Here is a 13,506-nt window from a genome sequence, read left to right as displayed (position 1 = left end):
CGCCAACCAAGCGACGGCCGAACCGGTGGCCATCGAACCACCCACCCCCATCCTGACCAGGTAATCAACACCTCCCGCACAGCGGGGGAAGCTCAACCTCCTGAACGACGTCTCCAAGGTCAGAAGCGCCCTCAGCCTTCTCGGCGGGAACCTCGATGCCTCCGCCCGCGCCGACCTGGACACCCTGATAAGCCACGCCAGATCCACGGCGACCGTCTACAGCGCGGCAGAGACCAAGAAGAAGATCACGGACATCATCGGAAGTCCCAGGGCCGGCGTTCAACTCACCGAGCAGCAGACGAAAAGCATCGGCGATCTCCTCAAGCCCGCCACCGGCTGGAAGGCGATCAAGCGCACTGGCCTGCGCGATCTTTCCGGAACACCTGCGTATGGCGCGGCACAGCGCGTCATCGACCACTGCGCCGCGGTGGGTCTCTTCGTCGTCCCGGTCGGCGAGCTGGAATCCTGGGTACCCAGCGTGCCAGCAGGAAACAAGAGCCGGTGGCTGACAGAGGTATTCGACCGGGAACACCACACCAAGCCGAACGCCGAGCTCCAGCAGTTCTGCGAGGACATCGCCGCCTTCTTCGACTCACCGGGCCGACGAACACCGTGACCCTGGCCGCCGTCGGCTGAAGTCCCCAGTCGTCGCTGTCTGCGCGACGTCAGGACGGCTGCGGAGACCGAGTGGTGATCGGCGGCTGGATGGGGTGAATGCGGTGTTCGTCGGACCGTATCGATACGACTTCTCGCACGAGCGGGTGAACCCCGTGCCGATCCGCTTTCCCCTGCCCCTCGGTGGCCGCTAGGAAGATCCACAACGACCGTTGATCGATCAGGAAGCGGACCAGCCCCGATGCGAACCAGCACCATCGCGCGCACGACCGCGCTCGCCGCCAGCGCCCTGCTCGCCCTCACCACCCTCTCCACGGCGACGCCGGCAGCTGCGGCCACACCGGCTAAGGACGGCCACCGCTCCCCCGGGCAGGTCCTGACGATCCGACTGCGCGAGGCCATCGACGCCCTGCCCGTCGCAGACGAGAACCGCGAGGACTACGAGCGCACCAAGTTCCGGCACTGGATCGACGCCGACAAGAACGGCTGCAACACCCGCAAGGAGGTCATCCTCGCCGAGGCCGTCGACGCCCCCGAGGTCGGCCCGGGCTGCGCGCTCACCGGCGGTACCTGGTTCTCCCCCTACGACAGCCTCACCGTCACCGACTCCGCCGCTCTCGACGTCGACCACATGGTCCCCCTGGCCGAGGCCTGGGACTCCGGCGCCTACGGCTGGACTCCCAAGGAGCGCGAGGCCTACGCCAACGACCTCGGCGACGAGCGGTCCCTGATCGCGGTCAGCGCCCGCTCCAACCGATCCAAGGCCGACAAGGACCCGGCGGACTGGATGCCCCCCGCCCGCAACTACACCTGCACCTACCTCACCAACTGGACCACCGTGAAGACCCGCTGGTCCCTCACCGTCGACCAGCGCGAAGCCGACACCCTGCACCAGATCGCCGCCGACTGCCCCGACGAGACCATCACGGTCGAACTCGCCCGCTGACCCCACCCACTGCACCACGGGGCCCGACAGGCCACCGCCGCCATCGGGCCCTGACCGGACCCGACGGGTCGCATCCCAGCCGCCACCGCCATCCCGGTTCGACGTCGACGTCATGGCCGTCGTCCCGGCCACGGTCGACACCGTGGCGGCCGGCCTCCAGAGCCCGGGTCTCGTCGCGGAGCACCTCGGCGATCCACTCGGCGACGCCGACGGGAAGGCGGAGGGTGCGTTGTTCGACGTCGTAGGGAGTGCCGATGGTCAGCCAGAGGTCGGCGGCGGCGCCGGGTGCGGCTGCGTGAGCGAAGGCTTAGAGGGTGTCGGCGAGGTCGGCGGCGGCGCCCTCGCTGTCGGTGCCGGTGTTCACCAGCTCGCCGGGCCGTTGGGGTCGATGGGCTGAGAGGTGCGGCGGATCGTGTCGGGATGGTGGAGGTACCAGCCCCAGTCGTCGATTCCGGGGCCCCAGCGGACCAGGGCGACCCAGGTGGTGGAGCCCTGGTGCAGGCGCCAGTTCTCGATCAGGCAGGGCCGCCACCGGCCGCCGAGGCGGATCTCGGCCCAGCGCCAACGAGGCTCGGTGGTCCAGCAGCGGCCGGGGCCGGACATCAGGGTGCGCGGTGCCCGCTCGGCGTCGCCGGGCTGGTGGTCCGGGCGGCCGGGATGGGAGCGGGAGAACGAGACTGCGCTGGTCACCCCTCCACGATAAATCGAACGAGTGTTCCTATTCAAACGCTGGGAGCGGCCTCGCGGTGGTCGAGACCCCACGCCGGGTAGGCCCAGATGGGGATAGCGTGGGGGGCGGATCCCGGGAGGTCTGTGATGGCAGCGAGGGCGATCGCACGGATGACGATCACGTTCAGCCTGGTCTCGAACCCAGCCCGTTCCGCCGGGCCCCAGCCAGCCGGGGTCTCGGGGAGGCGTCCCGCGAGACCCCGTGCCGGGACGGGCGGTTTCTAGGGCTCCTGCCCGTGGAAGTCGGTTCCGCCGGCGCTGGATCGACCTGGTCCGCTTTACGGCCGTAAGACGAATCGGCCTCGGGCTGGACAGGACCTGCAACGGGCAGCGCTCACGCTGGGCTGAGCGTCAGCTGCGTTGGATACGCCGGAGGTCCTGAAGCGTGAGCTCTTGGGTCAGGTTCTTGTTGGCCGGATCCCTGGCCCAGTCGAGGATCTGCTTGTCCGCGTTCCCCCAGCCCGACTGTGCGGTGGTGTTTTGTCCGTCTGTGTCGAGAAGCTGCTGAATGTACGAGGCGAGCTGGGTGGGGCCGCCGCCGCCGTAGCCGATGCCGTAGCCGGAGCGGCTCTCGGGGAGCAGCGACAGGATGCCGGCCCGGGTGCGGAGCCAGAAGAGGTCGCCGCCGTCGATGATGAAGCTGGCGAAGGAGTCCTCCTCGCGGAGGGCGTAGGGCGCGTAGGTGGTGCGCGTCCACGTCTCGATGTTGCCGCTGACGGTGCGGTAATGGTCCGCGACCACCGGCAGGCCGTACTCGGGGTCGTAGAAGGTCTGGTAGCAAACGCAGCCCGACCCGCCGACCGCGGACGGGCTCTCGGGGTCGGTGTAGACGCACGGGTGGAACAACTTGGGGATCGTGTCGTTGCCCACGAGAAGGGTGTGGAGAGGGTTGGGCTCGCACGGCACCAGACGCCTCAGCCACTCCTGGGTGTATCGAGAGTCCCTCTCAACAGACACCGTGCCATTCAGGCCGGACATCGCAGCGCCCATGCCGGGTTCGGTGTAGAGGACGAAGTGCTGCCATCCCCCGCCATAGGACAACTTCAACTCGGGCTGCCGCTGATCGTTCAACGCGCTCCTTGGTCTTCATGGCACCCCTGGCCGGATCGGTCCAGGCCGAGGCGACATGCCCCTCCACGAAGGCCGTCAACCCCCCGTGCGCGACGCAGAGGAGGGATCCGGCCATACTGCCCGGGCTCCCCGCTGCTCATCACCCTTGGCGCCCTGGTTTCCAGCGGCGCACCCCAGCGGGCAGAGACCGGTGGGAACGGCTGCGGGACTTCTTCGGGCTGCGCCCACGACGCCGGTTGTGCCGGTCAGTCCTTGTCGGGCTCGCCGAGCGTCCACCCGCTGACCACCACGACTGGCCCCCGCCACAGCGGCAGGGTGTGGGCTGTCCGGCCGGAGCGGTAGGTGACGTCGCGCAGGTGGAGGAGGCGGCGGGCCGGCTCGCGACGGCGCTGGCCCTTCTCGGCGGCGTCGTCCAGGTGGACGAGCGCCTCCCGGACGACCCGGCGCAGGGCATAATCCTGGTCTCCGAGCTGGTGGGGCGGTGGGTGTCTGAAGTAGCGAGTACCAGGACGTCCGACCGGCCGCATGAGGGCGGACTTCTGCAGGCCATGCGGTCGGCCGGACATCACGGCATTGGAAAGCTTCGGTGCGGCGATGCCGCACCTGGCCAGCCCTGCTGGAACAAGGCAAAGCCGATCCCCTATTTGTGTCGAGTGGCAACGGCCGGGGAGACCGCGTCTGTGGGGGCACCCTGAGATGAGGGCAGGAGGGGGCGCTCTATGTCCGGGATGAATGCCCTGATGGCATTGGGACATGGCGAGGAGGCCTATGCCGCCATGTGAGCTGGCATGGCAATGCGTGCACTGTCGCGTGCTCCCGCAGTAGGGCGTGCCGGGGCTGAATGCCAGGGCATGGTCGTGCTGTGAGAGCAGCACTGGGGCGGCCGCGACCGCGTGGGGGCGGTGATTGTGAGCGGGGCTCCGGCCACGTTAAGGGCGTTGGGTTTGTGGCTTTCATCCCGTCCTCCAATCCGTGTTCACGCGCCTCCCATCGACTTGGAGGCGCTGGCGACCGTACGGGGCCTTCCGTTGGGCCCCGCCGTCGGTAGTCCTGAGGATGGTCCAGAGACTGCGCTTCTACAAGTCTCGCTGTCCCTGCAAGGTCGGACGAACTTGCGTCGGCGGGGCCTCAGAGTGTCCTGAGGGCGCCTGCTTGACCTGCCCATTCTTGCTGATGGAGTCTCAACTTCTAGTGGGACAGAGTGAGAAACCGGGCTTGGAGCGGCTGGACTGTCCCTACGGGACGCAGCACGCTGTGCCATGGGAGTCCATCCCGCTCGGCTCTGGAAGGCCGAGCGGGCGTCATGTGGGCCCCCTGTCGAGTGGCACCAGGTAAGGGGAGATCGCTTGCGCAAGAAGCACACCAACCAGGCCGTCGCGTCCGCGGCGTGCGTGGAGGTCCAGACGACGGCTGGCACCCAGGTGCCGGTCTCGGCCGCGATCGTCGTGGTCGTCGTCCTCCTCCTCACCACCGCGCTCACCGCGCGGGGCATGGCGGTGCAGACCGTCGTCACCACCCTGGCCACGGCCGGCCTGCTCGGCATCGAGCTGGTCCGCCGCCTGGTCGAGGCGCTCACCGCCCGCCGGACCCGCTAGGAGAGCACGGTGGGGCGCCTGAACAGCGCCCTGGCTGAGCAGAACAAGGAGATCGGGGTGCTCGCGCAGTGGCTTCGCAAGCTGCGCGAGCGCTCCGGCCTCACCTACAGCCAGATGGCGCAGAAGACCACCGAACTCGCGCTGCCCGTCTCCATCGCCACCCTCTCCCGCGCCGATGAGGGCCGCACGGTCCCCACCTGGCCGGTCACCGAGGCCTACACCCGGGCCTGCGGCGGGTCGGTACGCACCGCAGAGCGGCTGTGGCTGCGTGCCGACGCCAACCGGCCCGGACGCAGGAAGCGGGGCCAGGGCATGGTGACCGTGCCCACCTCGGGCCAGGCCCTGCGGTACATCACGCAGCGCTGTGAGCTGCACTTCGCGATGAAGCGGCTGTGGCTGCACGCCAGGACCCCGTCCCTGCGGGAACTGGAGGCGCGGGCCGTGCGCGACGGTGTCAGCCGGCTCCCGAAGAGCACCATGCACGGGGTACTCGCAGGCGAGCGGGACTGCACGGAGAGGATTCTCGTCGAGTTCGTGCGGGCCTGCGGGGTCGCACCGGAGGAGGAGGCCGAATGGGTTGAGGCCCTGCGGCGCGTCGACGCCTACGAGCGCAACGGCGGTACGCCACTGTCCGTCGAACGACGGCTCGCCGAGGCCGAGGCGGAGATCCTGGCGCTGAAGGAGGCGATCGGCCGCGGCCTGGGCGAGCCCTTGGTGCGGGAGCCGGTCACGGCCGTGGACGCCCCGGTCCCGGTCCGGCGCTGGCGGTCACGTCCGCCAGCCGTGCCCCAGCAGGCCCGCCCCCCGCAGCGGCCAGCCGAACGAACCCCGTAGAAGGAGGTTGACGGGTGTGGTGCGGTCGCCGGCGGCCGCACCACACACTGACGGGGAAGGGGGACCGGGCCGGGCCTGCTGCACGGGCCGGGGTCCCAGGGTTCGTCACCCCCTGTGAGTTGGCGGGCTGCGGCTCGCGGCCAGCCAACCGGCTTCAGGAGAGCATCCAGGCGGCGAAGACGAATAGCGCCCCGATGCCCGCGGCGGCGAAGGAGTGCTGGACAAAGCGGTGCTTGCGCCAGACGATCTGGCTGGTGTTGTCGAGCTGGCGGCTGAGCACGGGAGGACAGGGTTCTTCGTTGCCCAGAGGGCGGGTTCACTGCCCAGGAACAGCAGCGCCGGGAGCAGATGCGGCTTGATGCCACCGGCGGTTCGAGCGTGATGACAGCAACGGAATGATCGCCCGCGACCTGACGGTGGCGGTGCGGTCGGCCGAGCGGTGGCGCCGTGCCTGTCGGGAAGAGGACTCGGTGACGCTTGAATCGAAGGGACCTCAGGCTGCTCGATTTATACATTTTGGGGCAGAAAAAGAAGAGGCGATGTCACGGGATTCCGGCATCGCCCCCACTTAATCAAAATCTGCCACCATGTCAGGTGGTGACAACATATCCACCCTCAACCCAGCCTGCAGTGAGACTGGAATTTACGCTACTGCAGTATACATAGGACCAATCTCCTCGACCTACGGCCTTATTTTCACCGTAGATGATCTGGCCATTGCTACACCTTGCGACGGTGTGATACCACGTCATCCCTTCGACAGGAAGCCTGCAAGACGCACCGTACGTATTGCTATCGCTCCATGTCGTGCAGACATTCACCGTCGGCGCCGCCTGCGCCGAGCCTGCGGCCGCCAGTCCAGCCATGACCGGCACGGCAATAATCGAAGCCGCAATGGCAACCCTCACCTTTTTCATCCACCCACTCCGTTTCCTGCCGGGGACTTCTGAATCGATTCATCGGGACCTGCAACGCCCCTTGAGATGACAATCGATGATCAAATGGCCTTTGTCAATCGGATCAGCTGGCACCCCAAGGGAGAGCCGTCCGATTTCCACCGCTAATGGCATGCAAACATGGACATCTCGCCAACAAACCATGAAGCATGTCACAATCCGAATTGACCCTGTAGCGAATCCCTTTCGGATGAATTTCACCCGCAGCGCGAATTCGGAATTATTGATTCCGAACTGCGGCACTCCGGCAGACTGTCCCGCTCGCACTGCGGGCACTCCAGCCGGTCGGGTCGGCCTTCTCGGTCAGCTCCAGCAGCGAGCCCGCCTTCCCGCCGATGGAGCCCCGGCACGTCCAGCGTGGGCGCAGCGTGGCGTTGGTCGCGCGGGCTTCCTCCAGCTGGGCCTGCCTCTCGCTCCTCCTGCTGCCGGTGCTATTGCTTGTCCTGGCAGGTCCAGCAGCGCGCCACCGGGGTGGCGGATCGACTGCTCGTTGCCGTGGGAGTCGCACTCCCAACTGTTCGCCTGCTTCCGCACGTTCCCGCAGTCGGCGCAGGCCAGGGGCCACATCAGCTCGCGGTGGGCCTGGCGGGCCTTGTTCTCCCAGGCCTTCTGGCGCTCGGCGTACGCCTCGCGGGTGTCCGGGCTGTCCAGTGCGTCCAGCAGGAAGTGCCAGCCTTCACGGCCGTAGTGGTGGCGATGACCGGTACGACGTCGGCGTACTCGCGCCAGCCATCGCCGTCGTGCCGTGTGATGGTCCACCAGGATCCGCCCCAGGCATCGCGCGCCGGGTCCGCCACCGACAGGACCCAGCGGGCTTTCAGCGCTGTCCGGTCCGCCGGATACGTGACGGACGGCGGCAGCCACTGTCCGCCTTCGTCCTGTTGCTGCACGCCAGCCGACCGTCACCGCTGCGTTGCCTGAGCACCGAGAGTGCGCAGCCGGGCGTGGACGTGGGCTGGTTCGGTGCCGGTCATGGCTGCGACGTCCGTCACCGGGTAGCCGAGGGCGAGATGGAGGAGGACGGCGTCTTGGAGGGCCGGCTTCAGGTGGGCGACGGGTTGCAGCGGCCTGGGGCCGGCGAGGAGGTGGATCCGTTGCCGTACGGCTTGCCAGATGTGTTCGGCCGGATTGGCGGTTCCCAGGATGTCGGAGCGGCTCTCGGTGAGGTATTCGAATGAGGCGCGTAGGGCGAGGTGGGCGTCGGTGGGGCCGAGGAGGAGGTGGGCGTAGTCGAGGTAGCGCTGGTGGTGCAGCTCGTAGAGGGCTCGCAGGCCGATCTCGGTGAGGCGGTGGGTGGCGGCGGGGTGGCCGGGTTGGTGAGTGGGCGCGGTCGGCATGGGTCTCCCCGGGATCGGACGCGGGGTGGTGGTGAGGGCGGTGGCGCGGGCGGGGGGTCAGCCGAAGGCGCCGGCGCAGTGGCTTGAGGTGCCGGGGTTGGCCTTCTGCGGTGTCCAGGTGGGGTCTAGGGATAGCTGGACACGCTCCCACCAGGGGCGGACCTGGTCGGGGTGGCCTCGAAGGGCTTCGACTACGGCGGAGACGATCGACCAGGACTCCACGCCCTGTCCGTCGAGAATGGAGGTGACCTGGGAGACGGTCACGTGCTGGGTGGCCCGGCTGGCGACCTCCTGCTCGGGAGGGCACGCGGAGGCCAGGTAGAGGCCCTGGAGGGTTGCCTGGAGCCCGGCGGTCGCATAACGGCGGGCACCTGGCAGGCCTGGCAGGAAGGGCCGCGAGATCCCTTCGCCGCGGGCGGCCTGCCACAGCGGGCGGACGTGCTCGGGTTCCCCGCCCAAGGCGGTCACCAGGTGCTGGACGGTCGGCCAGGAGGGGAAGCGCTCGCCGGAGATGAGCCGGGAGACGAACGACGGCGAGAGGTCGGTCTCCTCGGCGATGCGGCTCATGGATTTGCCGGAGGAACGCTGGAGGTGGGAGAGGGCGCTGGTGAGCTGCGCCTCGGGATCGGTGGGGCTGCCGACCGGCAGGGCGTGGTCGCCCGGGGCGCGGCGTCGGCGGGTGCCGGTGCCGCGTCGGCGGGCGGCCTCGGCTGCGGTGCGCTGGCGGTCCCCGTGGTGCAGCAGGTAGCGGCTGCCGTTCTCCGGTGACCAGCGGGAGCGGGCCGTACCGGGGCTGACGGCGAGGACCTCGGACACCATGGCCCACGTGACCTTCCGCTCGCGGGCCTGGAGCACCACCGCGGTGGTGAGCGCTTCGAGATCCCTGCGCAGCATGTCCAGCAGGTCCAGCTCGGCGCAGGGACCGGTGCGGTCGTCCTGGGAGTCGGCGAGCCTCTGCAGCCTGCGGGCCTGGGTCACGACCTGGTGGGACAGCCTGGAGACGGTCACGTCGTATGTGCCGAGCTGCGGCTGGTGTCCGCCCGCTGCGGCACGGCGCGCTGCCGCCCGGCTGGAGGCAGCACGGCAGCGCGCCGTGCAGAAGCGCTGGGGCCGTCCCTTCACGCTGGTACGGGTGAAGTCGTTGTTGCACTGCTGGCACACCAGAATCTGCCGGGCCTCAGGCATCTGCGGGTCGTCCCTTCCACTGAAAATTCGCGCTATAGGGTGAGGCGGCTGCGTGGTTTGCAACGCAGCGATGAGGAATCTGACGCAGTCGGGCGTGCGAAAAGCGTCCGACGATGCGGCCGGACGCCGGCTGCCGGCCCGGGGCACCGGCGCGGAGGAACCGGCACGGTGAACCCCGGGCCCGACGGAACGTCAGTGGCTGCGCCGCTGGTAGCAGACGTAGGAGCGGTTGGCGACGGCGCCGGCGGAGGCCAGGGCGAGGGCACCGCCGTAGGAGACGGCCTGTCCGTGGAGGACGACGGCCAGCGCGCCGGGAACGGCCACCAGGAGCCCAAATCGCAACATTGCCCAGCAGTCAACGGCCTGCCGGGTTTCGCGGGCGCGCAGGTCAGGCATGTTAGTTTCGGGACATCCCGCCGCCGGGAGCATGAGAGCCCGTCGGCCACTGCGGTCAAGAGTCATCGGAACTCCTTGATCGTGATGATGTGTCAGCGGCTGAGCCCCGGCCCCGGTTACCAGGCCATTGGTCCGGGGCTCATCCGTACGGGGACACTACCCCCCTGTCCGACACGCTGTGTCGAGTGTTCATCACGTAAACGAACCGCCGATACGACCGTTCAATCCCACAACCACCCGGACACGGTCAGTACCGATCACCCGTGGGGCAGATTCGGACCCGCACCCCCGGCAATCGACCTGAAGTCGTGGCAGGCCGCTCATTTCGGCCAGCGCAAGTACGAACCGGATGAAACTCAAAGTTTTTCAGCCCCCGGCTGCCCCCGCGCGAGACATACACGGTCCGAACGGGCATTGCCCCCAGAAGGGCAGGTCCGCTACGGCGACCGCACCTACCCCGACCGCCGCCGCGCGACTCCGACGGCACGTCACCGCGACCGCCCGTCCGGCAGCTGTGAGAGGCCCGCACCGGTGCCGACCCGCGGGAGCTCGACAAGTCCGAAGACCGCTGCCGACGGCCGACCTGGCTGGCCCAGGACCGCCATGACGGGCGCGGGGAGAGCCAGTGGCTCCTCCTTCGGACCGGATCCCGCTGCCCAGCTGCCCAGCAGGGCGGCGGCGCCGCACCTTCCCCGTCGGGCCCCGTGCGACGGCGCCCACCAGGCCCAGCCCCGCGTGCGCTTGGCCCGCGAGCGGGTGACGCTGGCCGTGACCCGCCCCCGGCACCGGCCGGCCGGACCCGGCACGGCGTAAGGAGGCCTCGCGATGGCCCGACCCATGTGGACCGGCGTGCTCACGTTCGGCGTGGTCACCGTCCCCGTGGCCCTCTACACCGCCACGCAGTCCCACCACATGCGCTTCCACCAACTGCAGCGCGGCACCTCCGACCGGGTCCGCAACAAGCGCGTCAACGAGCGCACCGGCAAGGAAGTCGAGTTCGCCGACATCGTGAAGGGCTACGAGGTCACCGACGGCGAGTACGTGATCGCCGAACCCAACGAACTGGAACAGATCTCCCCCGGCCGCTCCCGCACCATCGACATCGCCGGGTTCGTCGACCTGAACGACGTCGACCCGATCTTCTGCACGGTCGGTTGAGCCCGCGCGACGGGCTTCGAGCGCTGCGTCAGGCATGGGCAGCTCTGCCGCCCCTGGAGAAAGTGCGGGTCGTCACGGATCCGGCCGTTGCCGTCGGTACGGTCCTGGCCCTGGTCGTCGCCAGCATCAGCCTCTTCGTGTCGACGGACGCGTCGGACAAGGCCTACACGAATCAGCGGCTGGCCAATCGCCTGGCCACCGCGTACCGCGTCGCGTGGTACGTCGATGGGCAGAGCGATGGACCGCGGCAGCTGATCATCGAAAACCGCAGTCTGATCCCTGCCTACCAGATCCTCCTCGTGGACGCCCGGAGCAGCACCTTCTACCGGACTGCGGCGCTTGGGGCCTGCGTCCGCTACTCGGTGGAGGTCTCGGACGGCGCCGAGTTCTCCGACTTCACCATGTACTTCCAGACCGCGGGCCAGTGGTACCGGATTGACACCGCCCGGAGAACAGAGCCGACCGGCGGCGGCCGACAGCCCGAGGCCGCGTTCGCTGCGGTCAAGGGCAGGACCGACGCGGCCGCGACCAGCGGACGCAAGCCGAAACTCCAGGAAGTCCAAGGGTGCGGATAAGAGCGCGGACCGGAACGGGCCACCGCGCCTGAGCAGGTGATCGCCGATCGGCGACACTCACCCGACCCCGTGCCGCTGCGGTCCTACAGGCGGCTGGCCCGGCACCCGGGCGCGGCCGGCAACCGAGGACCGCCAGTCATCATCACCCGGTGGTACGGGGAAGCACCCAGCCGGGTGCGAGGCGGCCGAGGCCCCGGTCGACGGCCAGGCGCAGCAGGGTGAGAGCGTCGGTGGGGTTGGCGGAGAGCAGGGGAAGATCGTCGGCGGCGTCGGCGATGGGGTGGCCGTTGATGAGGGCGATCCAGGAGGTGTTGTCGTCGTAGACCTCGGTCCAGCCGAGAAGCCGGGCGCGGCGTTCGAGAGCGTGGACGTTCGGGGTGGTGGGCCAGGTGAGGTGGACCAGACCGTCGCCGAGGTCCGTGGTCAGGTCGGGTCGCCCGGGCCTTCGGGGCTGAGCGCGCTCAGCCGGGCGTCCAGGGCGAGACGCGGTTTCGCCGGTGCGGCCGGGGGCTCCCTACGCCCTGTCAGGACCGGTGCGGAGCACCACGGGGCAGGCAGGCCTGGCGCAGTCAGTGCCGCGCAGTGCGATGGTGGTGGCACGCGAGGCGCGACGCACACGGGCCCACCTGCCGAAGGCCGCCCGGAACCAGGCAGCCACAAACCGAAAGTGCGGCCCGGACGGTCGAACCGTCCAGGCCGCACCCTTGGATGAGCGTCAGCGAGGAGAACCGTAGCGAAGGTCCACGAGGGCGCCCGTCAGTCCGCCGAGTGTGACAGCGGGGATGATCGCTTCCCAGGGATGGCCTACCAGCGCTCCGGAGAGCATCACCAGAGCGATGACGACCAGCGACACGGTGCGTGCGGGAAGCGACCGCGGCAGCAGCGGCACGGATGTGCCGTTACGCCGCTGTCGGGCCAGCCTGACGGCGAGCAGGACCACTGCAGCCACAAGAAGCGGCGGCACCATTGCATGCGTGGACATTCCCATAGAGTTCCCCGCCCTTCTGGACTGCTAGTTGCAGTATCCGCCACTGTACTCGTAGGCCGTGAACAGCGGTATCTTGACTTCCACGCACTGGTTGTCGTTCTGGGCGTTCCAGGCGACCCTGGAAATGTTCGCTGCGTTCAGAACGCCGTACACGTTGAACGGCGGCGGGGCGGCCACGAATACTGCCGCCAGGAAAGCGGAGTCCGCTGCCACGTGTCCGGTCTCGTTCTTGTCGAAGTAGACGGTCCCGGTGACCCAGCCCCAGGTCCACTTCGGGTCTGCGACGACGGGGTAGGCCGTGTTCTTGTCGGTGTCGATGGACTGGACGAGGGTGTTGCCTTCGAGGCGGTAGGCGGTGTGCAGGGACTTGCCGGCCGCGTCCTTGGCCCAGGGCGCGTCGATGTGGCCCATGGAGAAGGCAGCGCCGGATCCGCCGTTCTGGACGATGTCGTAGCCGCCGTCGGCGGGCACGAGGCGGGCGTTTGCGGGCAGCCCGAGATCGAAGCGCTGCTCGGTGGACGCGTTGGAGTCCTTGAGTGTGACGAGGGCGCGAGCACCACCGTCAGAGGTGGCCTGTACCGCAAGGTCGGTACCCCGGGCCGCGCCCGGATAGACGGTGGTTCCTTCAGCCGTGGTGATACCGGCCGCGCCATTCGTGCCCGCAAGCGCCAGCGTCACTGTGCTGCCGTTCGCGGCCGTGACCGCGGCGCTGCCGTTCGCCGTGGCCGGCGCCGTCACGACGACGTTCCCCCCGGGCCTGGAGATCTGAGCAGTGGCGCCTCCCGTGCCGGGAACGCTGCGAGCGATGTCCGCGGTGCCGGTGGCCCGCTGGACGACCTCGGCCGCACGGGACGCCTGGCTGTTTGCCCCGGCCTGCGGCGTGGCCTGGGCGCCGGTCGCGCTCACCAGGCCGGCGAGCGCGAGTGCGAGTGCCGTGGCGCTGATAGCAGCCACGGGACGGCGTGTACGCATTGAGATGTACCCCCTCTTAGCCGCGCAAGTTCTGAGGCCCCCTGCCTCAACTGCGGCGGATGTGATTAGAACGTACACGCCAATCGAAAAATCGACACGCCCTTTTCTGCATTTCACGACGTTAAGATCCGGATCTAACTGCTCCGATT

The 13,506-nt window shown here is 68.8% G+C and carries 16 protein-coding genes; 6 read left to right on the top strand and 10 right to left on the bottom strand.

Annotated elements, in window-relative coordinates; genetic code table 11:
* A partial coding sequence (locus ACIRST_RS41950; protein ID WP_402809968.1) for a hypothetical protein occupies positions 1–207 on the bottom strand: 207 nt, incomplete at its 3' end.
* 220 nt (positions 208–427) lie between these two features.
* On the opposite strand from ACIRST_RS41950, the gene ACIRST_RS41945 reads away from it, so the two are divergent.
* Both ACIRST_RS41945 and ACIRST_RS41940 read left to right on the top strand, forming a co-directional pair.
* Positions 428–616, top strand: a complete 189-nt coding sequence (locus ACIRST_RS41945) for a hypothetical protein (protein WP_402809965.1) — start codon at positions 428–430, stop codon at positions 614–616.
* A 240-nt stretch (positions 617–856) separates the two neighbouring features.
* Positions 857–1,561: an HNH endonuclease family protein gene (locus tag ACIRST_RS41940; protein WP_402809962.1), complete on the top strand. Its 705-nt coding sequence runs from the start codon at positions 857–859 to the stop codon at positions 1,559–1,561.
* Positions 1,562–1,921: 360 nt separating this feature from the next.
* On the opposite strand, the gene ACIRST_RS41935 is transcribed toward ACIRST_RS41940, so the two are convergent.
* The 3 genes from ACIRST_RS41935 to ACIRST_RS41925 all read right to left on the bottom strand — a co-directional run bounded on the left by ACIRST_RS41935 (position 1,922) and on the right by ACIRST_RS41925 (position 3,927).
* Complete coding sequence (locus ACIRST_RS41935; RefSeq protein WP_402809959.1) at positions 1,922–2,251, bottom strand: hypothetical protein; 330 nt, start codon at positions 2,249–2,251, stop codon at positions 1,922–1,924.
* A 390-nt stretch (positions 2,252–2,641) separates the two neighbouring features.
* Positions 2,642–3,361, bottom strand: a complete 720-nt coding sequence (locus ACIRST_RS41930; protein ID WP_402809956.1) for a hypothetical protein — start codon at positions 3,359–3,361, stop codon at positions 2,642–2,644.
* Positions 3,362–3,606: 245 nt separating this feature from the next.
* Positions 3,607–3,927 carry a hypothetical protein gene (locus ACIRST_RS41925; protein WP_402809954.1) on the bottom strand — a complete coding sequence of 107 codons (321 nt, stop codon included), beginning with the start codon at positions 3,925–3,927 and terminating at the stop codon, positions 3,607–3,609.
* 780 nt (positions 3,928–4,707) lie between these two features.
* On the opposite strand from ACIRST_RS41925, the gene ACIRST_RS41920 reads away from it, so the two are divergent.
* On the top strand, positions 4,708–4,956 hold the full coding sequence (locus tag ACIRST_RS41920; protein ID WP_402809951.1) for a hypothetical protein: 249 nt from the start codon (positions 4,708–4,710) through the stop codon (positions 4,954–4,956).
* A 9-nt stretch (positions 4,957–4,965) separates the two neighbouring features.
* The gene (locus tag ACIRST_RS41915) at positions 4,966–5,790 is read left to right on the top strand and encodes a helix-turn-helix domain-containing protein (RefSeq protein ID WP_402809949.1); all 825 of its coding nucleotides are present in this window, start codon (positions 4,966–4,968) and stop codon (positions 5,788–5,790) included.
* A gap of 154 nt (positions 5,791–5,944) precedes the next feature.
* Here ACIRST_RS41915 and ACIRST_RS41910 read toward each other — a convergent pair whose 3' ends face one another.
* The 4 genes from ACIRST_RS41910 to ACIRST_RS41895 form a co-directional block, all read right to left on the bottom strand.
* A complete protein-coding gene (locus tag ACIRST_RS41910) occupies positions 5,945–6,070 on the bottom strand; it encodes a hypothetical protein (RefSeq protein WP_402809946.1) in 126 nt (41 codons plus the stop codon).
* Positions 6,071–7,648: 1,578 nt separating this feature from the next.
* On the bottom strand, positions 7,649–8,083 hold the full coding sequence (locus ACIRST_RS41905) for a hypothetical protein (RefSeq protein ID WP_402809943.1): 435 nt from the start codon (positions 8,081–8,083) through the stop codon (positions 7,649–7,651).
* 57 nt (positions 8,084–8,140) lie between these two features.
* A complete protein-coding gene (locus ACIRST_RS41900; protein WP_402809941.1) occupies positions 8,141–9,268 on the bottom strand; it encodes a helix-turn-helix domain-containing protein in 1,128 nt (375 codons plus the stop codon).
* Positions 9,269–9,460: 192 nt separating this feature from the next.
* On the bottom strand, positions 9,461–9,613 hold the full coding sequence (locus tag ACIRST_RS41895; RefSeq protein WP_402809938.1) for a hypothetical protein: 153 nt from the start codon (positions 9,611–9,613) through the stop codon (positions 9,461–9,463).
* A gap of 876 nt (positions 9,614–10,489) precedes the next feature.
* Between ACIRST_RS41895 and ACIRST_RS41890 the strand changes: the two genes are divergently transcribed.
* On the top strand, positions 10,490–10,822 hold the full coding sequence (locus tag ACIRST_RS41890; RefSeq protein ID WP_402809936.1) for a Ku protein: 333 nt from the start codon (positions 10,490–10,492) through the stop codon (positions 10,820–10,822).
* Positions 10,819–11,397 (top strand): hypothetical protein, encoded by a 579-nt coding sequence (locus ACIRST_RS41885; RefSeq protein ID WP_402809933.1) that lies wholly within the window; start codon positions 10,819–10,821, stop codon positions 11,395–11,397. Before ACIRST_RS41890 ends, ACIRST_RS41885 begins: the two co-directional genes overlap by 4 nt.
* 715 nt (positions 11,398–12,112) lie before the next feature.
* Here the strand turns inward: ACIRST_RS41885 and ACIRST_RS41880 are convergent.
* On the bottom strand, positions 12,113–12,379 hold the full coding sequence (locus tag ACIRST_RS41880) for a hypothetical protein (protein WP_402809930.1): 267 nt from the start codon (positions 12,377–12,379) through the stop codon (positions 12,113–12,115).
* A 30-nt stretch (positions 12,380–12,409) separates the two neighbouring features.
* Entirely contained in the window at positions 12,410–13,339 is a 930-nt protein-coding gene (locus ACIRST_RS41875) for a hypothetical protein (protein WP_402809928.1), read from the bottom strand.
* Positions 13,340–13,506 lie beyond the last annotated feature (167 nt).

The organism is Kitasatospora sp. NPDC101447, from assembly GCF_044767225.1.
Lineage (GTDB): Bacteria > Actinomycetota > Actinomycetes > Streptomycetales > Streptomycetaceae > Kitasatospora.
Note: the sequence above shows the minus strand (reverse complement) of the source record. Positions and strands in the feature narration are given on the sequence as shown.